This window comes from Sinorhizobium terangae (assembly GCF_029714365.1).
GTDB lineage: Bacteria > Pseudomonadota > Alphaproteobacteria > Rhizobiales > Rhizobiaceae > Sinorhizobium > Sinorhizobium terangae.
The window spans coordinates 678,944-699,086 of record NZ_CP121659.1; the positions used below are offsets into that span (position 1 = coordinate 678,944).

The window sequence follows — 20,143 nt, forward strand, 5'->3', positions numbered from 1 at the left end:
CCAATTCTCGGCGCCGCTTCCTGAACTGCGCCTGTCTCGATCCCGCCCATGCCGGCGTCATCGGGATTTCACCCTTTCATATAGGAGATGCGGGCGGCAATGAGAACAGCCAATACCATTTCGTCCCGCACATCGTCGCACTCTCGTTCCATATCGTCAAAAAAAGACACCGCGCAGGATGGGCATCCTCGCGGCGGCCGAAACGGAACGGCTAATCAGGCAGTTGAATTGTGCTGACTGCAGGCGTCTGTAGTCCGATCGTCATTGCGCCACGGCGGCCTTTGGGTCGAGACGCTTCTCGGGAACTGGCGTGCGCTTGAAGATCGGCGCGCTATCGGTCGCTTCTTCATGCGAAGCATCCGTGGGCGCCACCGTGCCCGTCATGATCTTGGCATCGGGAACATCGGTCTCGGCGAACTGCGTGTCGAGAAACTCATATGCGATGCGCGCGCCTTCACGGGCTCGATGGCCAAGGGCGACGAAGGTCTCGGCACCTTTCTCGCAGACGTCGGGCTTTTGCACGCAGATGGCGCTAACATACCGGAAAGCCTCGCTGGCCGCCGAAAAGGTATCGCCGATCTCAACCTTCGGTCCGTGCTGAAGCTTCTCCGTGCTCGATGGATCCAGGAACGGCAGGAGTACCAGGACCAGAGAAAACCAGAATGCTGCCTTGACGAGAAACCACATCTTCTGCCCATCCTTTGTTCGGCTGTCGCAGGTCCCGGTCTTTTAACCGATTTTGCCCTTCTCGACAGTCCCGGACGAGTGTTATCGCCTGATATACCCGCCCGCTTGCATTCGATCCATGTCCGGAACCGATCACGCGTCCGGCTCTTCCATGCGTTGTGGCCGACATTAGAGCGGGAATCACAAGGTCGCTTTTCCAAAACCAGTGGAATTTGTCTCGAATTTTAATGAAATGCGCGATCTTGGTATCCGAGGTGGCATTTATCTCGAATTTTAGCGATAGCCGTTAAGGTTCATGGCAAGGCTCCAGCCAGCGACCGCATATGGCGCGGGCGACAGGCCTCAAAGCGGCTGCCCAAATTCTTAACAAGAACCGGAAAATCCACGGAAATCCGGCGCTTACGCCCCGTTAACCAAAAGCAACGAAGCTCGCCGGAATTGCCCCAAAACAGGATTTTTCGCCGGTTTTGCGCCCGCTCCGAGGCGGCCCGTTTATTCTTTCATTAAGTCGGGAGTGCGAGATTCGGACCATCACGAGACAGCCCGGCCAACCGCCCTGCGAAAGCGAAAAAAGGCGTTCCGGATCGGCTCGAAAGAACAACAAAGGTGGCAGGGCAAAGCGTGAATGTATTGCGTGACATGGCTGGCAGATGGGCATCCCGCGTGGATGAAGCTGCCGCCGCGTGGCTGCCACATCGTGACCTCAAGCGTCTGCGCGCCGTCGCGGCCGTCTCTCTGACGGCTCTGCCGGTCGTGCCACTGGCGCTCATGGCTGTCTTGCCGGTCTCCGCCGCCCTGCCGGTCGGGACGGCGCTGTGGGCTTCGGCATCGCTCTTGGCCTCCGCCGCTGCCATTGGTTGGGATGATCAGCGTCAGGCATATGGCGAGCGCGGGCCTGCAACTGCGCTTCCCGATCTTTCTGCAGCCTACGATCTCTTCGCCGGTCTGGTTACGGTGCATGACCTGCGCGGCCATGTCCTGTCCGTGCACGGTCGCGATGCCGCCGAACATCTCACTCTGATGCGCGATCCTTGCGGCCGCGGGTTCATCGAGCAGATCCACGTCTCGGATCGGATCACGTTCCTCACGGCTATCGATGCGCTGCGCCAGAATGGCGAGAGATCGGCGGTCGATATCCGCCTCGAGCGGCTGTCGGCACCGGCCGAAGGGGCGCAGTTCGTGCACATGCGTTGCGAGATGACCCCGATCCGGGATGCCGAGGATCGGCTGACTGCCATCGTCGTGCAATCCCGCGACGTCTCCGAGGAAGCCCGACTGCGGGCGGAAGCAACCGCCAAGGCAGCCCATGCCGAATCGGCGAACGACGCGAAGACGCGTTTTCTCGCGGCCGTCAGCCATGAACTGCGTACGCCGCTCAACGCCATCCTGGGCTTTTCTGATGTGCTGGCCGGTGAATATTTCGGGAAGCTGGAGAACGACAGACAGCGCGAATACGTCTCGCTGATCCACAAATCCGGCGCTCACCTCCTGTCTGTCGTCAACACGATGCTTGATATGAGCAAGATCGAGGCCGGCCGTTACGAGCTTGTTCCGGAGCCCTTCCGTGTGGCCGATGCCGTTGCCGCTTGCGAGGCCATGCTTTCCCATCAGGCGCGCGAGAAGGGCGTAAGGCTGGTGAGCCGCGTCACGCGCGCGGTCGGTGAAATCAATGCCGATCAGCGCGCGTTTCAGCAAATATTGATCAACCTTGTCGGCAACGCGATCAAGTTTACCAATCAGGGCGGGCTGGTCACCATCGATGCCGAAACCGACGGCGCCCTATTGGAGCTCACGGTGAGCGACACGGGGATCGGTATTGCCGAAGACAAGCTGCAGATGCTCGGCCAACCTTTTGTCCAGATTCAGAATGACTATACGCGCCGCTACGAAGGGACCGGACTCGGTTTGTCGCTGGTGAAGGGGTTGGTCACGCTGCACGGGGGCAAGGTTTCGATCCGTAGTTCCGAAGGCGAGGGGACGGTAATCGTCGTTTCAATCCCGCGCGACGGATCCGGCATTGCGAACGGCGAACAAACGAGCATTCCCGTTACCGTGGAATTCCCTCCGCGCCTCAAGGAGCGCGGCGAGGGAGCGGCACGTATACGGGGGGTTGGCTTCCAGGACGAGGGATTGAACGAGGACCGGGGACATGGCTCCGCGCAAGCGCAAACAGCCTGAGCGGAAGAGAGCGGCACGAAATCGACCAGGCGTCGCACTGCGCGGCCTGGCCGTCGCCGCTCGCGGTCTTGCATTTGCCGGCAGAATGATGGCGCGCCACCCCGTCGGCGCCGGCGGATCGGCAGCCTTCGTCATCGTCTTCAGTTTCGTCGCTGCCAATGCCATGTGGTATCAGCACGGGGCCCACCCGTCGCCGCTTTTGCGCACCCGTGTTCCGTTGGTCGGACCCGAAGTAGCCGAGCGCCTGGCGGCTGCCAAGGGTGAGCCGGTCGAGCGTCGTAACGTAACGACCTTCGTCATCGAACGGGAAGGGGCCGAAAGATCCGAGACCATCGGCGACGCGGCCGCTGCACAAGACGAGCCGGATGAACAGGCGAAAACCGCCTCGTCTGCCTCGCCGCTTGTTGCGGACGTACAGAACGAGCTGGCGCGGCTGGGACTTTACGACGGAGCCCCCGATGGGCGTAGCGGCCCGAAAACCTCAGCCGCGATCCTGCGCTTCGAAAAACAGGCCGGCCGTATGCAAAGCGGCGAGGCGAGCGACGAGTTGTTGCAGGCGTTGCGTGCGGCGGGCGATACCGGACGTGCCGTAGCAACCCCTGGCGATCGTCCCTATTCAGACTCGAAGGCCGCACCGGAAGAGGTCGATCCGATCGCCGCGGCGATCCGCACTGCCGAAGAGGACAAGACATTGCTCCCTCGGGCTGACATTCCTGTCTCGAGCGAAATGGTGGTGAGCATCCAGAAGGGGCTCAGCAATCTTGCCTATGCCGACATCGTGGTCGATGGCGTGGCGGGCGATCAGACGCGCGCCGCCATCCGGCATTTTGAAAAGCATTACCGCCTGCCGCAGACCGGTGAACCCAATGCGAAGGTTCTCAAGAAGCTGAAGGAAATCGGCGCGCTTTGAGCCGCGCTGGCAATTTTAGTTCGTGACCGCAGCGGCTTGACGTTTCCCACTACAGCGCCGCGCGTCCAATCGGACGCGCCAAGATCGCTTGGTTTGAATTGCTGCAATTGCATGCCGGTGGTCTCACGTGTATCAGCCTCCGATGCGCCTGAAATCCGATATCTTCGTGTCCTCCCTGCTGCGCCGCGTCTTTGCCGTCGGTGGCTATGCCGCCGTGCTGCGCAAGGGTGCGCAAGAGGCCGGCGCGATCTTCATTCGCCAGCGCTCGCGGTTGGGGATCGAGACCCTCTACGCGCCCGCGCCGCAGAACTTCTTCGAAGATGAGGCCGATACGAGCCGCAAGTTCGAGATACGATTGCAGAATACGGAAGCGCATCACATCGACAACGCGCTTTCCTCCGAGATTCGCTTCGATCCTGATTGCTGGATTGTCGAAATTGAACTGGACGATTGCGACGGTCTGTTCGAGGTCGTGGCCGACGACGTCGATCGCCGGCGATAAGCAAGGCGCGGGCGATGTGAGGGTTAGCGCCGCCCGAACCCTCGCATGGGCTGGGTCGTGCCTTGATGAGCGACGGCTGGACGAGCCTCTTGCTGGCGAGGGTCGGCGCCACGATTGTCGGCGAAATGGGCTTCGTAGCGGGCTGGCTCGGCGGCACCCTGGCCATCCGCACGCAGCCAGGCCTCTACCCGTTCGACGCTCGCTTTCTTCGAAACGGACTCTACCAGGGCGGTGGCGCGAGTGCCGCCGCCGAGCCTCTCGGAAAGGTGCGGATAAAGCGCCTCGAGCAGAGGTCTAGTCTCGCCGGCTGGGAACTCAAGTGCAGAAAGGGTCGCGGCGAGCTGCCGGCCCGAAATGTCGAGCAGGATCCGCTCCGCAAGCGCTCGACTCGATCGCAATGCGTCGGCGAGAGCCGTAGCGAAGAGAACCGCTTCGCCACTGCGGGCAAACCGCATGAGCAACGCCTGGTGCAACTCGTCGATCGGCCGAATTCGCGACGTGCCTTCTCGCGGCTCCGCCCGCACCAATGCCTTGATTTCCTCGCGCAGCTTGTCTTCGCGGGCGATGCGATCGGAGGAAGCGCTGCCCCCGGCTGACGGCGATGGACGTACGGCGTTCGGCTCCGGCTGGTTCACGCCGGTTTGCCCGCCGGGATACACGGAATGGTGGTGTTCGACTAACGCATCAACGACCGAGGGCGAAAGGTTTTCCCGGTGCGCGATCGCGCTGGCATGGGCCGGTCCCTGCCGACGGATGATGGAAACCAGCACCCGATCGGAAACTGCTTTCGATCGGGTCAGAAAGGTGGCGGCGATGGAAATCGGCATGCTGCCGATCAGCAGGGCGACGGGTTCGGGCACCTGTGCACATTGCGAAAGCGCGGCGGCCGCCTGCCGGCGGGCTTCGTCGCTTGATCCGAGGAAAAGCGGTTCGAACAGCTCGGCAAACTGCTTCATATCCGACTTGCGCGGGACGCGAAGGCTCTCGAAGCCGGTGACGGTCGCCATCAGCACGACGTCCTTCAGTCGGCCCGTTTGCGGCCTTTCCAACTCACGAAACCGGTTCGTCACAATTTATCCTTGCACGCAAAACACGACCGCCATCGGCGATGGCCCGGAACGGCACACGTCATCAAAAATAGATCTAAAACGTTAGCGTAGCATTAACTATGGACGTTGGGGCTTTATTCAGGCTTGCGGCACTGTCGTGGCGAAGCGGAATTTTCCTTGATCCACAGAAGTCGGGCGCCCGGGCTGCATTCAGCCATAAAAACTCCACATGCACTTCTATGTGATCCGCAAATCGGCGAAGCGCTGGTGCCAGCCGAAGGGGCCGGAGGTAGGCCCTCTATGGAGATAGATCTGTGAAAGATGCGTTTTTTCGGGCAGCCATTGTTTGTGCGCTTCTGCTCGTCCCGGCGGTAGCCGAGGCTGCGGAAGGTTTTTCCACCGCCAATGTCAACATGCGATCGGGGCCGAGCACACGCTATCCGGCCGTGACCGTCATCCCGGCCGGCGAACCGGTGGAAATCCACGGCTGCCTGGCGGACCTGCCCTGGTGTGATGTTTCCTTCTATGGTGGCCGCGGTTGGGTTGCCGACCGCTATGTGCAAGCTGCCTACCGCAGCCGGAGGGTTTATCTGGAGCCGGAAAATTACCGCCCGCTTGGCATTCCCACGGTCGTCTTCCAGTTCGATCGTTACTGGGATCGCAACTACCGGGGCCGCGACTTCTATCGTGACCGTGACCGCTGGCGCCGTGGTCCCGACTGGGCAGAGGATCGGGACCGGCGTGACTGGGAGCGACAGCGGACGTGGGATCGTCGCGAATGGGAACGCAGGCAAGTGAGCGAGGATCGCCGGGAATGGGAGCGTGACCGCGACCGGCGTGAATGGCGGCGCGACGATGAAATGCGCATGGTTCCGGTGTGTGGTTTCGACAACGCCTCGTGTGAGAACGACTGACGCGCCGTGCGATCTTTCGCCGGCGGGCCGCTGGAAGATCAGGGTGCGAAACGCAGGTAGTGAGAACGGCTACAGATGGTTCCGAGAGGGCGGGCGGCAATTGCCGCCCGCCCTTTTCGTCGGTCTATTTGCGTCGCCTCGCGGGAACCAATCCTGCCTGGGTGCGTTGACATCGCGCGAAGATAAGGGAGCAACGAAATGGCGGAGAAGAAACTGGCAGCCGTCGCGGCGGAAGCGGATGCTGAAGCACGCACTGCGAGCGCGCAGGCGGAAGTGGAAGCGCAGATTGCTGACCTCAGAACGGAGATTGCTCGGTTAACGGAGACGGTTTCAGCCATCAGCACTGGGGCAAGGGCCGTCGTGCAGGGGGAGGCGGAGTTGATGACGGAGCGCGTCCGTGAACGCGTTCGCGACGAACCGATATCGAGCCTGTTGACGGTCGCGGGTGTTGCGTTCCTGTTCGGGCTGCTTGCGAGACGCTGAGCGCTCCAACTCAAGACACCGGGATAGCGCACCAAAATGGGGGGAAGCACGATGAGATTAAGATAGTGTTAACTAGGCTATGGCTCAATCAGGATGGACCGGCTATCATCGGTCCGGCATCTGATGTGAACCGAAACAACGTCCGGGTCACCGGAAGAAGGAGCAAATGAGAACGGCGCGTCTGTCCAGGGAATGTGGTCTTTGGAAAATGCGTCAGCCCGAGGGCGGGCAGGGTGAAATCGGTACGGTAGTTCATCCGTCTCATGGAAATCTGGAGACGAGCATGGCAGACGTAATCAGAATGCAGGACCGGAGGGTTCAAAAGCCGCGAAGGCCGCCCGTGAAATCGGGCAGCGCCACTGTGCTGTTGTTTACAGGTATCCGCTACGAGCGTCTCGATGGCCGAGGGCCACAGCCCAACGCACCAGCCGGACGGCGGATCAAGAAGCAGTAGTTTAATTTGTAGCGTGCGGCACTGCCGCCCACGCGGGTGCGGCCGCGCGACTTAAGTCGTCACTTCAAAGCCCGGGATACCGGGCGCCTCCACCGACCTTCGAGCATAATGCCATCCGGAATGCCCGGTCGATGTCGGACTCGGGTTTTGCCTGCGATAACGAGGCACCGACAGTGCCGGCCGTATCGCGTCAACGCCGGAAGGGCTCGCAACTCGACTCCGTCAGGAAATTGCGAACCTGTTCCTCGAAGCTGTCGAGCGGGGCAAGAGCCCGCAGAACCGCATAGCCCTCATCGTCCTTCATCTCGATCATGATGGACTGAGCCAGCGTTTCCGGGGGCGATTTGCGCAATTCGACCAGTTGGATAGGCGTGGCGACGACCAGGTCGAGACTGCCGTTGACGGCCGTATGGTCGTTCATGCTGAACACCTCGTTCGAGTTGCTGTCGAAGACGGAAAGCGACCAGAACGGCACCGCGCCGCGGGCGATGAAGCGCGCCGGCGCCTCGGCGATCGAAAAGCTGCAGACGGCGGTTCGCAGATAGGGGTCGCTGTTGTCGAGCCCGGTTGCCCCCGGCTCTGCCGTCAACGGGAAGAAGCTGTCCATCTCGAGGAGGCCGAGCACGCGCGTATAGGCGTCCCGGCCGGTGAATTGCGGCAGGGCAAGCACGATAATGATATGCAGCAGGGCCGCGCCAAACAGGCCGACGAGAATGGCGAACAGCGTGCTACGCATTTCCGCATCCCGTCTTGACGATTTTCGGCATCGCAAGATCGATCAACCCCGAGGAGCCGGCAGTCGGGGTATCGAGCAGGGTCAGGACAAGCTTGAAGCTGCCGCCGTGGCGGATGGCGAGCCAGTTTTCCGGCTGAGCGAAAGGCGAGGCGTGGACGACGAAACTGCTGTCTTCGGCGCGCAGCACCGTCCAGGAGTTCACCGCCGACGGCAGGTCCGGTCCGGCCCGCAAGGTCATGCCGTCGGATGTCGTCGCATAGAGGGTCCAGAAACGGGCCGGCGGCGTTATGCCCGAAATATCGTAGGAGCAGGCAGCCGACAGGCGGGCGCCGCTGTCGTCGGTCGCCGCGGTGAAAATCAGCCCTTCCGCGCCTCCAAAGAGCAACTCGCCGGCGCGGGCGCGATGCGCCTTGGCGTAGGGGTCCGCCGCCGCCGTCTGTGCCTCGGGGAACGCGACCCAGGGGCCGATCGCGATTGAGCCGAAACCGACGGTCGCCTTCAGCGCCCAGACGGCCGAAGTGATCCCGCCGCCAAAGGCGACGATCAGAGCGAGAGCGACGAGGAGGGGGATGCGAAACAAGGAGCGGCTCTATCGTATCTCGTTTGCCTGGCAATTTGCGAAAGCCACGCGGCGTGATCGCTACGTTCGTCAGGGAACGGATTTTTGACTACAAAGTCAATTGTTTGTGGCATTCGTCGTAACGCGGTCCGGGGAGTTCGTCGTCGGCGTCTCAAGCACTGCGACCCTGCCGGAGTTTTTTTCGGGTGCTTTGAGCGGGGAGGCTTTTTCGAACGTTGCGCCGATCGCTTTCAGCAGCCTGGTCACCTCGGCAGAGAGAGAGCGCGGGCGAACGAGCGGCGGAAGGGCACTTTCATCGGGCTTTGCATCCGCCACTGCCTCCGGCTTCTTGGTGGCGCCGGGAAGCGGGTTGTCTATGCCGGGGATCGCGCGATGCTCGATGCCCTGCTCTGCATAATCCATCAGCCGTTTGAAGGTCATGGCCGGCAACGAACCACCGGTCATCTCGTTCGTCGATGTATAGTCGTCATTGCCGAACCAGACAGCCGTCGTATAGTCGCCGGTGAAGCCGATAAACCACGCATCGCGATAGGCCTGCGTAGTGCCCGTCTTGCCGCCGGTGACGATGCCGTTGTCGAGGGCTGCGCGCCGCGCGGTGCCAATCACCGGAATCTGCGTCAGAATGCGGTTCATCGACGAGACCGCCTGCTCGCTTAGAACCCGTTGCGGCGGAGGCGCATCGCGGCCGAAATCGTAAAGGATGTCGCCGTCGTAGTTGAGGATCTGGCTGATGCCATGTCGCCGCGCCTGCAGGCCGCCCGCAGGAAAGACGGCGTAGGCCGTCGCCTGGTCGAGCACGGTCACTTCGGAGGTGCCGAGCGGCATGGTCTTGTCGGTGCGGATGGGCGTTTCGACGCCCATCTTCTTTGCGGTGGCGGCAATGATCTCGGTGCCGAGCTTGTCCTTGGCGAGACGGACAGGGACGGTATTGATAGATCTCGCCAGCGCGTTCATCAAGGTAACCCGACCGGCATACTTGCGGGCGTAATTCTGCGGCGACCAGCCGCGCCAGGTGATCGGCGCATCGACGACCACCGTCTCCGGGGTCATGCCCTTTTCCATCGCCGCGGCGTAGGTATAGACCTTGAAAGAGGAGCCCGGCTGCCTCAGCGCCCTTGTTGCCCGATTGAACTGGCTTTCGCCATAGTCGCGCCCGCCGACCATAGCACGTACGGCACCGCCATTTTCCACCATGACCAGAGCGCCCTGCTTCACCTCATAACTTTCGCCATACTGCCGGAGGCTTGACTCGACCGACTCCTCGGCCGCTTGTTGCAGGCCCATGTCGATCGTCGTGCGCACGATCAGCGAGTGCTGCGCGAAGGGGGCGGCGACACGCTGGACTTCGTCAAAGGCCCAGTCGAGGAAGAAGTCGGGCGCCTTGACTTGGGCGCGGTCGACCACGGTCGCGGGATTGAGGCGGGCGGCAATCACCTGGCCCTCAGTCATCAGGCCGCCCTGAACCATGTTGGTGAGAACCTCGTTGGCGCGGCCGCGTGCGGCCGGCAGGTTCACGTGCGGCGCATAGCGCGCCGGGGCTTTGAAAAGGCCGGCGAGCATGGCGGATTCGGCGAGATTGATGTCGGTGATGGCCTTGCCGAAATAAAATTGCGAAGCCGCAGCCGCCCCAAAAGTGCCGCCGCCCATATAGGCGCGATCGAGGTAGAGGCGCAGGATTTCCTTCTTTGACAGGTTGCATTCCAGCCAGACGGCGAGGAAGGCCTCCTTGATCTTGCGCTCGATCGTGCGTTCGTTCGACAGGAACAGGTTTTTGGCAAGCTGTTGGGTGAGAGTCGACCCGCCCTGGACCACGCCGCCCGCCCGGGCGTTCTCGGTCATGGCGCGTGCCAGGCCGAGAAAATCGATGCCCCAGTGATCGAAGAAACGCCGGTCCTCCGTGGCGAGCACTGCCTTGATGAGATGGTCCGGCAATTCGTCGATCGGGGCCGAGTCTTCATGGATGATGCCGCGGTGGCCGATCTCATTGCCGTAACGGTCGAGGAAGGTCACCGCAAAGTCGCTCTGGGCGCGCCAATTGCCCTTGGTCTCCTCGAATGCCGGCAGGGCCAGAGCCAGCATCAGCACCGAGCCCGCCGTCCCCCACGTCGCCGCTTCGCCAAGCAGTTCGAAAACCGCTCTCTTCCAGCCGCGTACGCGAAAGCGCCGAAAGAAGATCGTCGTGTCTTCCCACCATTCGCCCAGCCGGAAACCGGCATTCCACACCGTCGAGTCGATCCAGGAATCGATCCTGAGAAAGATGTGTCGCCTCTTCGGCCGGTTGTCCTCTTTCTTCGGTTCCTGCACGGCGTTCTCGTCTCGAAGGTTCGCTTGCCCATAATGATATTTGCACGAGGCGAGTTTCCAATCTACTTGCATATCGTGCTGCCGGCCTTAAAAAACCGGCAATTTTCTGCGAATGTTCCATGTTGGCATGGAACGGACGAAAGTGTGACATGATGGGCGAAATGCCTTTCTGGAAAACCAAAAGCCTTGAAGAAATGAGCAATGCCGAGTGGGAAAGCCTCTGCGACGGCTGTGGGCTTTGCTGCCTGAACAAGCTCGAGGACTGGGATACGGGCGAGATCGCCTGGACGTCGATCCGCTGTACTCTGCTCGATGGTGAAAGCTGTCGCTGCAAGGATTACGACAACAGGCAGGCGACTGTACCTGATTGCATCCAACTGACGCCGAAGGTGGTGCATGAGATCTCATGGCTGCCGCCGACCTGCGCCTACAGGCTGATCGGCGAGGGGAGGGACCTCTATTGGTGGCATCCTCTCGTCTCCGGCGACCCGGAAACCGTCCATGCGGCCGGCATATCCGTGCGCGGGCGCACGGTCGCCGAGGACGGTATCGATGTCGAGGATTATGAGGACTACCTGGTTACTTGGCCGCTGGAAGTAGGACTGGAACCGGCCCGTTAGAGCGTGTTCCAGGGAATCGCGTCGTTCCAAAGAGTCAGGTCATTTCGCGGCTTCAATGGGGATGACCGTAGCGGGTCGGCACCAAGGTGAGGCCAGGATCAAGCGCCGCCGTTCTTCTTCACGAGGCTTTTTGGCGCGACGTTGCGCCATGCGGTTTCCATCGATTGCCGGACAAGCGCCTCGTCGGCGTCGGCGAAATAGAGCGAGGTCCAGCCGCGCTCTCCCCAGCCGCCGGGCACGGCGGCGCAAAACCCGGGCTCCATTTCCAGCAACATGCGCTGTTGATCGGGGGTGAATTTGAAGACCGCGCGACCTGCCTCCGGCAGGGACATGAAAATCCGCTTGCCCACGCGAAAATCCCGCGTTCCGAAATGGGCATTCTCTTGCGTTCCGGGCAGGCTGAGCGCCAGCCTTTCGAGCTCTTCGGTCAGCATGGCCGAAGAGTAGCATGGAATTGTGGAATGGTAAAAAGGCCGCAAAGCCTGCGTCATGGACGATCAGTAAGAGTTGCGACGCCGTTTTGGTGGGGTAGCACCGCTGTAGAACCGCGTTCTTTCAGCGGTGCCGGAACATCATTCTGCAGGCGGAACGGGCTTCTGTGCAGCCTCGCCAGCCGTGCGCATCTCGCGCCACTCGTTCTCGAAGCGATCGAGAAGGGATTGCGGAATCCTGGATTGCGGTAGTGCGGGCTGTTTGTTCGCGAGCGTCTGCATCCGTTTCTCCCGGGTTCATGATGGTTGAAGGATGCGAGGACCATTCCACATCGTAAATACTTTGTAAATCAGTGGTTTAAATCATTTAAACGATTGAAAATTCTTTAAATCGATTAATGTTCGATTGATCCACAAATTTGTTCATGAACTCGTTGCCGGGTGAAATCGCTGCTCTCGGAGCCGGCAGCGGCGCAGGCGGAAACGTTCGCATTTTCAAACGCTTGAACAAGGAAATGGATTCGCTTTCGGAGATCGCCGCTTCACCTCTGAAGGATCGGACTCAAGTCTTAAGAAAACGGCGGCAAGCCGCTCGGAAGAATCGCGAATTGAGGAAGGATTAAAGCCCCGGGTGGGTGGTCCGACCTCCAGAAGGGGCGATCGCGGTTCTTGTGGCGGATGTTCGTGAGCATTCTCCCGCGAAGATCTTAATGAACCACTGTCCGTGGCGTGCGACGGCGTTGACGTCGTGCGATCTTTTGCAAGCCGGGGAATCGCTGCAATCTACGGTCGTTCTCCCGTGACGCCGGAGCGGGTGCGGCATCCGACATTCATTTGCCATTCAGCCTGTATCAGTTAATGATTTTCGCCATGATGCTTCCCAAGTCGAAAGTGCGTTCATGTCTTCACCAGTGATCATAGCCGCGCTTGCCGCAGGCCTAGCGGGCATGTCGCTGCCTGCCATCAACGTGCCTTCGGCTGTTGTCCGTGCGGCTGGCGATTGCAGCGCTGCCGCCGCGCAAGTGGTTGCCGAGACGGGTGGAGAGTTGCTCTCCGCCCAGCCGACATCCGACGGCCAGTGCGTGATCACGGTGCTCATCCCGGGCAACGGTGGGCGGCCGAAGAAGGTGACGGTGAAGGTGCCGATGTAGGCTGCTTGCGGGCAGCCTACGAGCAAGGGAAATGAACGCAGATGCGCATACTTATAGTCGAGGACGACGCCAACCTGAACAGGCAGTTGGCCGACGCGTTGAAAGAAGCCGGCTACGTCGTCGATCAGGCCTTCGACGGCGAGGAGGGCCACTATCTTGGCGACGCGGAACCCTATGACGCGGTAATCCTCGACATCGGCCTGCCGGAGATGGACGGCATTACCGTTCTCGAGAAGTGGCGCGGCGACGGCAAGACCATGCCGGTCCTGATTCTGACCGCGCGCGACCGCTGGAGCGACAAGGTGGCCGGTATCGACGCCGGTGCTGATGATTATGTCGCCAAGCCCTTCCATGTGGAGGAGGTTCTTGCCCGTATCCGCGCATTGATCCGCCGGGCCGCAGGCCATGCGAGTTCCGAGATCGTTTGTGGTCCGGTGCGGCTCGATACCAAGGGCTCCAAAGCGACCGCTCGCGGCGTGCCGCTGAAGCTCACCTCACATGAGTTCCGGCTGCTCTCCTACCTGATGCACCATATGGGGCAGGTGGTTTCGCGCACGGAACTGGTCGAACACATGTATGATCAGGATTTCGACCGGGACTCCAACACGATCGAAGTGTTCGTCGGCCGGTTGCGCAAGAAAATCGGCAACGACCTGATCGAAACGGTCCGCGGCCTCGGATATCGCATGCAAGCGCCCGGCAATGGCAATTAGATCACTCACGGCCCGCGTACTGGCGGTTTCGACCGTTTGGGCCGTCGTCGCCCTCGTTGTGATCGGAGTGGTTATATCCGCGCTGTACAGGCAGGGGTCTGAGCGCGGCTTTCAGGATCTGCTGCGCGCACAGCTTTACAACGTTATCAATTCGATCTCCGTCAACGAGAAGGCAGTTCTGACCGGAAGCCCGCAACTCGGCGACCTCCGCTTCTCCCAGCCCCAAACCGGATGGTACTGGATTGTCGAACCGATCGGCGAATTTGATACGCCGCCGCTGCTGTCGACGTCGCTCGGCTCCGCAAAACTGCCGATCGCCAGTGTCGACGAGGTTCCCTTCGATATTCGCTACGAGCGCTTCTACACGACCATGGATCCGTTCGGAAACGAGGTCGAGGTGGCCGAAACCGAGGTCGTCCTCGATATTCAGGGCCATGCCGCCCGCTTCCGCGTCGCGGGCAATCGCGATGTGCTGGAGGCGGATATCGATCGCTTCACCCGCAATCTCACCATCGCGCTTTCGATCTTCGGTCTCGGCGGCCTTGGCGTCAATGCGTTGACCATTCTGTTCGGTCTCAGGCCGCTTGACCAGGTGCGCCGCTCGCTCGAAAAGATTCGCGCGGGCGAGAGCGAGCGCCTGGACGGTGCTTTCCCGCGTGAGATCCAGCCGCTTGCCAACGAGGTGAACGCGCTCATCGACAGCAATCGCCGCATCATCGAGCGGGCGCGCATGCAGGTCGGCAACCTTGCCCATTCCCTGAAGACGCCGATCGCAGTTCTGCTGAACGAAGCGCGTGTACTGGAAGTACCGCATGGGGAATTGGTGAAGACGCAGGCCGATGCCATGCAGACCCAGGTGCAAATCTATCTCAGCCGCGCGCGGATCGCCGCGCAGCGGGGCTCGATCCTCGCCAGAACCGAGGCCCAGCCCGCGCTCGAACGGCTTGTTCGGGTGATGCGCCGCCTCAATCCCGAAAGGCAGTTCAGCCTGTCGATCAATCCACCGGGTTTGATATTGGCGATGGAGCAGCAGGACGTCGAGGAGACGGTCGGCAATCTGCTCGAAAACGCCGCACGGCATGCACGCGACCATGTCTCACTAACTGTCCGGCCCGCCCCGGATGACGTGCACGGCAAGGACCACGGCCGGCACTGGATCGTACTCGACGTCGATGACGACGGTCCGGGGCTCGATCCCGACCAGATCGCCTTGGCAATGAAGCGTGGCAAAAGGCTCGATGAGAGCAAGCCCGGCACCGGGCTTGGACTTTCGATCGTGAGCGAGATTGTCGGAGAATACCAAGGCACGATCGAGCTTTCGCGGCGCGATGAGGGAGGATTGCGGGCCCAACTCGTTCTGCCTGCTGCGGTTTAGCGGCCACACACCGGCCGAAAATGCCGATCCCCAAGTGGGTGTGGTTGCCTGATGCGCTGGGGAGTGCCAAAAGAAAATCGACAGGGTGCCACCTGTCCGCCGCCGGATGCGCGGGAAGGCGGATACGGTTGTTCGCGGTAGAGTTGAGTTGTCGGGGGATCATGAGGAACCACGCAGTAATGACACGAGCCTTTGTCGTCAGCGGTAGGATCGCGGTCATCGCGTCTGCCGTCGCACTGGCGGGTTGCGGCACGGCATCGAACGGCCAGCGTGGGGCCGTCTCCGGTCTTTCTGCGACCGCAACGCGAGGGGCGTCGTCGACGGCCTATATCTCCGCGCTGCAGGGTGGTGTCATTGCGCGCATCGAGGGCATCGATCTCGGCAAATCCGATCGGCAGAGGGCACTGGAGGCGGAGTACCGGGCGCTGGAGGCCGCACCAGGCGGGCAGCCGGTCGTATGGGAGGGGCGCGGCGTCAGCGGTTCCGTCGTCGCCGCGGCACCCTATCAGGTCGGCTCGCAGAATTGCCGGCAATACAGCCACACGGTGACCGTGAAGGGACAGCAGACGACGGCACGCGGAGCGGCGTGCCGCAATCCCGATGGAAGCTGGACGCCGCTCACATAAGCTCGCTGCGTCACTTCGGTGACGCGCCTTCGGCCGTCAAACCGGCGAAACACGCGGGCGACCTTGCGGCGAAACGCCTCAAATCTCCGTCATTGCCTGTTTTCGAGTTGGAATGGCACGGGGCTCATAGTATTTCCCCTCCATGTTGTTTTGGATCCTCGTCGCTATTTTGACGGCGGCAGTTGCTGTCGTGCTCGTTCTCCCGCTGATGCGGGCAACGGCGCCGCTTTCGTCTCCACACAGCCATGACATCGAAGTTTATCGCGACCAGCTCGAGGAAGTGAAGCGGGATCAGAAGTCCGGCCTGATCAGCGGCGAGGACGAGGAACTCGCGAGCGCCGAGATCGCGCGCCGGCTGCTTGCGGCAAGCGCCGCGGACGCGCCCATCGAGCAGAGCGGTTTGAAATCTCTGCGCTCGAATCGCATCGCGCAGCTCTTCGTTCTTGTCAGTCTTCCCGCCGTGGGGCTTTTTGTCTATCTCGTCACCGGCAGTCCCGGCGTGCCGGCGCAACCGCTTGCGGCCAGACTTGCCAATCCGGGCGACGACATCAACATTTTGATCGCGCGGGCCGAGAACCATCTTGCGGCAAATCCGGGCGATGGCCAAGGCTGGGATCTGCTGGCACCGATCTACATGCGCAGCGGACGGGTTGAGGACGCCGTTGCCGCTTACGACCAGGCGATTCGCCTGCTCGGACCGACACCCGCCAGACTCGGCGGTTATGCGGAGGCCTTGATCGTGCAGTCCGGCGGCCTTGTGACGGCCGATGCGCAGGAAGCCTTGAAGAAGTCGCTTGCCCTCGACCCCAACGACCCGCGCTCGGAATTCTATCTGGCTCTTGGTCTCAAGCAGGAGGGTAAGCAGCAGGATGCGCTCGCCGCGTTCCGCAGGCTTGCCGGCAATTCTCCTGCCGACGCGCCCTGGCTGCCATTGGTGAACCAGCACATCGCGGAGCTCTCCGCTGGTCAAGCGCCCGCCGGCAATACGATGCCCGCAAACCCGACATCCGAGGATATGGCGGCTGCCGCGCAGATGGACGCTGGCGATCGCCAGGCCATGATCCGCGGCATGGTCGACAGCCTGTCGAGCAAGCTGAAGGAAAACCCCGCGAACTTTGAAGGATGGATGCGCCTGATCCGTTCCTACGTTGTGCTTGATCAAAGAGACGAGGCGCGCGACGCTCTACAGCAAGGGCTGAAGGCGTTCCCGGCCACCGGGGATCAGGGAAAGCAGTTGCTGGCTCTCGGCCGCGAACTCGGGATCGAGGCGGGCGGAGAAGAAAAATGACACGCAAGCAGAAACGGTTGGCGATCATCGGCGGTGGCGTTGGCTTCTTGATGGCCGCCGTCTTGCTGGTGATGTTCGCCTTCAGCCAGGCGGTCGCCTACTTCTATGTTCCGGGTGATCTCGCCAAGGCAGGCCTTGCGCCGGGAACGCGCATTCGCCTCGGCGGCCTCGTCGAAAGCGGCTCGCTCAAGCGTGGCGAGGGCAAGACCGTGACCTTCAACGTGACCGATACGCTGGGAACGGTACCGGTGACCTATACCGGCATCCTGCCCGACCTCTTCCGCGAGGGACAGGGTGTGGTGGCCGAGGGTGCATTTGTTGCAGGCAGCCCGGTGTTTGTCGCGGATACGGTGCTTGCCAAGCACGATGAAACCTATATGCCGAAAGATGTTGCAGACCGCCTGAAGGCCCAAGGTGTTGCGCTCGGCGGCAAGGAAAACATTCAATGATCATCGAGCTCGGACATTATGCCCTGGTGCTGGCACTCGCGACCGCGCTCGTCCAGGCGATCTTGCCGATCGCCGGAGCGCGGCTTGGTGACCGCGCGCTGATGGAACTCGCCTCGAGCGCTGCACTTGTCTGCGGCTTGCTCGTTGCCTTCTCCTTTGCGGTGCTGACCTTTGCCTACGTGACCTCCGACTTCTCCGTGCGCAACGTCTGGGAGAATTCGCATTCGCTCAAGCCCTTGATCTACAAGATTTCCGGTGTGTGGGGGAACCACGAGGGGTCGATGCTGCTATGGCTGCTGATCCTCGTCTTCTTTTCCGCTCTCGTGGCGTTGTTCGGCCGCAACCTCCCGGAAACGCTGAAGGCAACCGTGCTCGCCGTACAGGCCTGGATCGCGGCCGCCTTTGCGCTCTTCATCCTGCTGACGTCCAATCCCTTTGCCCGCCTCATCCCGGCACCGGGCGAGGGCAAGGACCTGAACCCGGTGCTTCAGGATGTCGGTCTCGCCATCCACCCTCCGCTGCTCTACCTCGGCTATGTCGGTTTTTCCGTCTGCTTTTCCTTTGCCATCGCGGCGCTGATCGAAGGCCGCATCGACGCGGCCTGGGCGCGTTGGGTGCGTCCATGGACGCTTGCCGCCTGGACCTTCCTGACGGCGGGCATCGCCATGGGCTCCTACTGGGCCTATTACGAACTCGGCTGGGGCGGCTGGTGGTTCTGGGACCCGGTTGAAAACGCCTCGTTCATGCCGTGGCTTGCAGGCACGGCGCTGCTGCACTCGGCACTGGTGATGGAAAAGCGCGAGGCGCTGAAGATCTGGACCGTGCTGCTTGCGATCATGACCTTCTCGCTGTCGCTGCTCGGCACCTTCCTCGTCCGTTCGGGCGTGCTCACGTCGGTGCACGCTTTCGCCACCGATCCGACGCGCGGCATCTTCATTCTCGCCATTCTCGTTGTCTTCATCGGTGGCGCGTTTTCACTCTTCGCGCTCCGGGCCTCGCGTCTCAAGTCCGGCGGGCTTTTCGCGCCGATCTCGCGCGAGGGAGCCCTCGTTCTCAACAACCTCATTCTCACGACGGCGGCAGCGACGGTGCTCACCGGCACGCTCTATCCCCTGGTGCTCGAGGCCCTGACGGGGGAAAAGATTTCGGTTGGCGCACCGTTCTTTAACATGACCTTTGGTCTGTTGATGCTGCCGCTACTTTGCGCAGTTCCCTTCGGTCCGCTGCTTGCCTGGAAGCGCGGCGACCTCACCGGCGCTGCCCAGCGTTTGTTCGTCGCAGCCGCGGTCGGCCTCCTTGTCGCTGCGGCCTATTACTACGCAATGAATGGCGGCCCGGTAATTGCCCTCCTCGGCATTGCGCTCGGCGTCTATCTGATCGTGGGCGCGCTGACCGATCTCATTCTGCGCTCCGGTATCGGCAAAGCGGCCGGCAGCGTTGCCTGGAAGCGGCTCTCGGGCCTGCCGCGCTCTGCCTTCGGGACGGCGCTCGCCCATGCGGGACTCGGCGTCACATTGATCGGCATCGTCGCCGTCACCGGCTTCGAGACCGAGACGGTTGTCGAGATGAAGCCGGGCATGACGGTGGACGCCGGTGGCTATACCCTGCGCTTCGACGGCATGCGTCCAGGGCGCGGGCCGAACTATACCGAGGAAACCGGGCATTTCACCGTAAGCCGGGGCGGCGTGGCGGTCACGGAAATCTCGTCGTCGAAGCGGCTTTATACGGCGCGCCGGATGCCGACCACGGAAGCCGGAATTCGGACCTTCGGCCTCAGCCAGCTCTATGTATCCCTCGGCGATCAGATGACCGACGGCGGAATTGTCGTGCGTGTCTGGTGGAAGCCGCTGATCCTTTGCATCTGGGGCGGGGCGCTGGTCATGATGGCGGGCGGCGTTGTCTCGCTCAGTGACCGCCGCCTGCGGGTTGGCGCGCCGACGCGCGCAAGAAGGGCCGCACGGCTCGCCTTGGGGGTAGCCGAATGATCCGCCTGCTGCTTGCGCTTTTCCTTTGCCTCTCTTCTGTGCTGCCCGCTTTGGCGGTCAATCCGGACGAGGTGCTTGCCGATCCGGCACTCGAAGCGCGCGCACGGGCGATCTCGGCCAAGCTTCGCTGCATGGTCTGCCAGAACCAGTCGATCGACGACTCCAATGCCGAACTTGCCAAGGATTTGCGGGTGCTGGTGCGCGAACGGTTGACGAATGGCGACACGGACGAAGCGGTGATTGCCTATGTCGTCTCCCGCTACGGTGAGTTCGTCCTGTTGAAGCCGCGCTTCGAGGCAAAGACTGTCATCCTCTGGGGCATGCCCGTCATCCTGCTTCTTTGCGGTGGCGTTGCCCTCGTCGTGGCTGCGCGCCGACGCAGCGCCGGTATGCCCGGCACGCCGCTTTCCGACAAGGAAAGGGAAGAGCTGGACAAGCTTTTGAGGTCCTAGGGCTTCTTTCCCCAGATGCCCCGGACCATCGAAAATGGGGTTTGATACCGAAGGATAATTCAGGATGCTGAGGCGGATTTCGCTTAGTCGAAACGAGATATCGCGCCTTACTGCACGGCGCTGAGCAGTCTCTCTCCCGCTTCCGTGCGAACATTACCAAATATTCATCTGTCGGACAGAACTCAGTAAGGTCCCATCCGTTACACCTTTCATCATCGGCTGTTCCTCCAATCACAGCCAGGCGAGCAGTTCCCCG

General features: G+C 61.6%; 21 protein-coding genes. 14 read left to right on the top strand and 7 right to left on the bottom strand.

Annotated features, from left to right (window positions below):
• Positions 1-261 precede the first annotated feature (261 nt).
• Positions 262-687, bottom strand: coding sequence for a DUF5330 domain-containing protein (locus tag QA637_RS03205; protein WP_283063383.1), 426 nt, complete (start codon positions 685-687; stop codon positions 262-264).
• A 639-nt stretch (positions 688-1,326) separates the two neighbouring features.
• On the opposite strand from QA637_RS03205, the gene QA637_RS03210 reads away from it, so the two are divergent.
• The 3 genes from QA637_RS03210 to QA637_RS03220 all read left to right on the top strand — a co-directional run bounded on the left by QA637_RS03210 (position 1,327) and on the right by QA637_RS03220 (position 4,277).
• Positions 1,327-2,865, top strand: a complete 1,539-nt coding sequence (locus QA637_RS03210) for a sensor histidine kinase (RefSeq protein ID WP_283064858.1) — start codon at positions 1,327-1,329, stop codon at positions 2,863-2,865.
• Positions 2,837-3,775 carry a peptidoglycan-binding domain-containing protein gene (locus QA637_RS03215; RefSeq protein WP_283063385.1) on the top strand — a complete coding sequence of 313 codons (939 nt, stop codon included), beginning with the start codon at positions 2,837-2,839 and terminating at the stop codon, positions 3,773-3,775. Before QA637_RS03210 ends, QA637_RS03215 begins: the two co-directional genes overlap by 29 nt.
• Before the next feature lie 142 nt (positions 3,776-3,917).
• Complete coding sequence (locus QA637_RS03220; RefSeq protein ID WP_283064860.1) at positions 3,918-4,277, top strand: DUF1491 family protein; 360 nt, start codon at positions 3,918-3,920, stop codon at positions 4,275-4,277.
• Positions 4,278-4,300: 23 nt separating this feature from the next.
• On the opposite strand, the gene QA637_RS03225 is transcribed toward QA637_RS03220, so the two are convergent.
• Positions 4,301-5,347 carry a DUF2336 domain-containing protein gene (locus QA637_RS03225; protein WP_283063387.1) on the bottom strand — a complete coding sequence of 349 codons (1,047 nt, stop codon included), beginning with the start codon at positions 5,345-5,347 and terminating at the stop codon, positions 4,301-4,303.
• Positions 5,348-5,640: 293 nt separating this feature from the next.
• On the opposite strand from QA637_RS03225, the gene QA637_RS03230 reads away from it, so the two are divergent.
• Both QA637_RS03230 and QA637_RS03235 read left to right on the top strand, forming a co-directional pair.
• Positions 5,641-6,240 (top strand): SH3 domain-containing protein, encoded by a 600-nt coding sequence (locus QA637_RS03230; protein WP_283063389.1) that lies wholly within the window; start codon positions 5,641-5,643, stop codon positions 6,238-6,240.
• 198 nt (positions 6,241-6,438) lie between these two features.
• The gene (locus QA637_RS03235) at positions 6,439-6,723 is read left to right on the top strand and encodes a hypothetical protein (protein WP_153442110.1); all 285 of its coding nucleotides are present in this window, start codon (positions 6,439-6,441) and stop codon (positions 6,721-6,723) included.
• Positions 6,724-7,367: 644 nt separating this feature from the next.
• Here the strand turns inward: QA637_RS03235 and QA637_RS03240 are convergent.
• The 3 genes from QA637_RS03240 to QA637_RS03250 form a co-directional block, all read right to left on the bottom strand.
• On the bottom strand, positions 7,368-7,913 hold the full coding sequence (locus QA637_RS03240; protein ID WP_153442109.1) for a DUF1254 domain-containing protein: 546 nt from the start codon (positions 7,911-7,913) through the stop codon (positions 7,368-7,370).
• Positions 7,906-8,493 (bottom strand): DUF1214 domain-containing protein, encoded by a 588-nt coding sequence (locus tag QA637_RS03245; protein WP_153442108.1) that lies wholly within the window; start codon positions 8,491-8,493, stop codon positions 7,906-7,908. The genes QA637_RS03240 and QA637_RS03245 overlap by 8 nt, the downstream gene beginning before the upstream one ends.
• 96 nt (positions 8,494-8,589) lie before the next feature.
• On the bottom strand, positions 8,590-10,869 hold the full coding sequence (locus QA637_RS03250) for a transglycosylase domain-containing protein (protein ID WP_283063392.1): 2,280 nt from the start codon (positions 10,867-10,869) through the stop codon (positions 8,590-8,592).
• A gap of 80 nt (positions 10,870-10,949) precedes the next feature.
• Between QA637_RS03250 and QA637_RS03255 the strand changes: the two genes are divergently transcribed.
• A complete protein-coding gene (locus QA637_RS03255; RefSeq protein ID WP_225106256.1) occupies positions 10,950-11,417 on the top strand; it encodes a YcgN family cysteine cluster protein in 468 nt (155 codons plus the stop codon).
• 98 nt (positions 11,418-11,515) lie between these two features.
• Here the strand turns inward: QA637_RS03255 and QA637_RS03260 are convergent, their stop codons facing one another.
• Both QA637_RS03260 and QA637_RS03265 read right to left on the bottom strand, forming a co-directional pair.
• Positions 11,516-11,851: an MmcQ/YjbR family DNA-binding protein gene (locus tag QA637_RS03260; protein ID WP_153442106.1), complete on the bottom strand. Its 336-nt coding sequence runs from the start codon at positions 11,849-11,851 to the stop codon at positions 11,516-11,518.
• Between the two features lie 138 nt (positions 11,852-11,989).
• Positions 11,990-12,130 (bottom strand): hypothetical protein, encoded by a 141-nt coding sequence (locus tag QA637_RS03265; RefSeq protein ID WP_167528379.1) that lies wholly within the window; start codon positions 12,128-12,130, stop codon positions 11,990-11,992.
• Between the two features lie 617 nt (positions 12,131-12,747).
• On the opposite strand from QA637_RS03265, the gene QA637_RS03270 reads away from it, so the two are divergent.
• From QA637_RS03270 to QA637_RS03305, 8 genes are all read left to right on the top strand, one after another.
• Positions 12,748-12,999: a hypothetical protein gene (locus QA637_RS03270; protein WP_153442105.1), complete on the top strand. Its 252-nt coding sequence runs from the start codon at positions 12,748-12,750 to the stop codon at positions 12,997-12,999.
• Between the two features lie 41 nt (positions 13,000-13,040).
• Positions 13,041-13,712 (top strand): two-component system response regulator FeuP, encoded by a 672-nt coding sequence (gene feuP, locus QA637_RS03275; protein WP_283063395.1) that lies wholly within the window; start codon positions 13,041-13,043, stop codon positions 13,710-13,712.
• Positions 13,702-15,087, top strand: a complete 1,386-nt coding sequence (locus tag QA637_RS03280) for an ATP-binding protein (RefSeq protein WP_283063397.1) — start codon at positions 13,702-13,704, stop codon at positions 15,085-15,087. Before feuP ends, QA637_RS03280 begins: the two co-directional genes overlap by 11 nt.
• 179 nt (positions 15,088-15,266) lie before the next feature.
• Positions 15,267-15,713 (top strand): RT0821/Lpp0805 family surface protein, encoded by a 447-nt coding sequence (locus QA637_RS03285; RefSeq protein WP_283063399.1) that lies wholly within the window; start codon positions 15,267-15,269, stop codon positions 15,711-15,713.
• Positions 15,714-15,855: 142 nt separating this feature from the next.
• Positions 15,856-17,001, top strand: a complete 1,146-nt coding sequence (gene ccmI / locus QA637_RS03290) for a c-type cytochrome biogenesis protein CcmI (RefSeq protein ID WP_283063400.1) — start codon at positions 15,856-15,858, stop codon at positions 16,999-17,001.
• Positions 16,998-17,450, top strand: a complete 453-nt coding sequence (ccmE, locus tag QA637_RS03295; protein ID WP_153442101.1) for a cytochrome c maturation protein CcmE — start codon at positions 16,998-17,000, stop codon at positions 17,448-17,450. Before ccmI ends, ccmE begins: the two co-directional genes overlap by 4 nt.
• Positions 17,447-19,435: a heme lyase CcmF/NrfE family subunit gene (locus QA637_RS03300; RefSeq protein ID WP_283063401.1), complete on the top strand. Its 1,989-nt coding sequence runs from the start codon at positions 17,447-17,449 to the stop codon at positions 19,433-19,435. Before ccmE ends, QA637_RS03300 begins: the two co-directional genes overlap by 4 nt.
• A complete protein-coding gene (locus tag QA637_RS03305; protein WP_283063402.1) occupies positions 19,432-19,887 on the top strand; it encodes a cytochrome c-type biogenesis protein in 456 nt (151 codons plus the stop codon). Before QA637_RS03300 ends, QA637_RS03305 begins: the two co-directional genes overlap by 4 nt.
• The last annotated feature ends 256 nt before the right edge of the window (positions 19,888-20,143 follow it).

Bases quoted from the DNA above. Each gene is read 5' to 3' on its own strand.
- QA637_RS03305 (WP_283063402.1), top strand. From the start codon at position 19,432: ATGATCCGCCTGCTGCTTGCGCTTTTCCTTTGCCTCTCTTCTGTGCTG.
- QA637_RS03285 (WP_283063399.1), top strand. From the start codon at position 15,267: ATGACACGAGCCTTTGTCGTCAGCGGTAGGATCGCGGTCATCGCGTCT.
- QA637_RS03205 (WP_283063383.1), bottom strand. From the start codon at position 687: ATGTGGTTTCTCGTCAAGGCAGCATTCTGGTTTTCTCTGGTCCTGGTA.
- QA637_RS03235 (WP_153442110.1), top strand. From the start codon at position 6,439: ATGGCGGAGAAGAAACTGGCAGCCGTCGCGGCGGAAGCGGATGCTGAA.
- QA637_RS03215 (WP_283063385.1), top strand. From the start codon at position 2,837: ATGGCTCCGCGCAAGCGCAAACAGCCTGAGCGGAAGAGAGCGGCACGA.
- QA637_RS03270 (WP_153442105.1), top strand. From the start codon at position 12,748: ATGTCTTCACCAGTGATCATAGCCGCGCTTGCCGCAGGCCTAGCGGGC.
- QA637_RS03265 (WP_167528379.1), bottom strand. From the start codon at position 12,130: ATGCAGACGCTCGCGAACAAACAGCCCGCACTACCGCAATCCAGGATT.
- ccmI (WP_283063400.1), top strand. From the start codon at position 15,856: ATGTTGTTTTGGATCCTCGTCGCTATTTTGACGGCGGCAGTTGCTGTC.
- QA637_RS03220 (WP_283064860.1), top strand. From the start codon at position 3,918: ATGCGCCTGAAATCCGATATCTTCGTGTCCTCCCTGCTGCGCCGCGTC.
- feuP (WP_283063395.1), top strand. From the start codon at position 13,041: ATGCGCATACTTATAGTCGAGGACGACGCCAACCTGAACAGGCAGTTG.
- QA637_RS03210 (WP_283064858.1), top strand. From the start codon at position 1,327: ATGGCTGGCAGATGGGCATCCCGCGTGGATGAAGCTGCCGCCGCGTGG.
- QA637_RS03260 (WP_153442106.1), bottom strand. From the start codon at position 11,851: ATGCTGACCGAAGAGCTCGAAAGGCTGGCGCTCAGCCTGCCCGGAACG.
- QA637_RS03240 (WP_153442109.1), bottom strand. From the start codon at position 7,913: ATGCGTAGCACGCTGTTCGCCATTCTCGTCGGCCTGTTTGGCGCGGCC.
- ccmE (WP_153442101.1), top strand. From the start codon at position 16,998: ATGACACGCAAGCAGAAACGGTTGGCGATCATCGGCGGTGGCGTTGGC.
- QA637_RS03280 (WP_283063397.1), top strand. From the start codon at position 13,702: ATGGCAATTAGATCACTCACGGCCCGCGTACTGGCGGTTTCGACCGTT.
- QA637_RS03255 (WP_225106256.1), top strand. From the start codon at position 10,950: ATGGGCGAAATGCCTTTCTGGAAAACCAAAAGCCTTGAAGAAATGAGC.
- QA637_RS03250 (WP_283063392.1), bottom strand. From the start codon at position 10,869: ATGCAAGTAGATTGGAAACTCGCCTCGTGCAAATATCATTATGGGCAA.
- QA637_RS03300 (WP_283063401.1), top strand. From the start codon at position 17,447: ATGATCATCGAGCTCGGACATTATGCCCTGGTGCTGGCACTCGCGACC.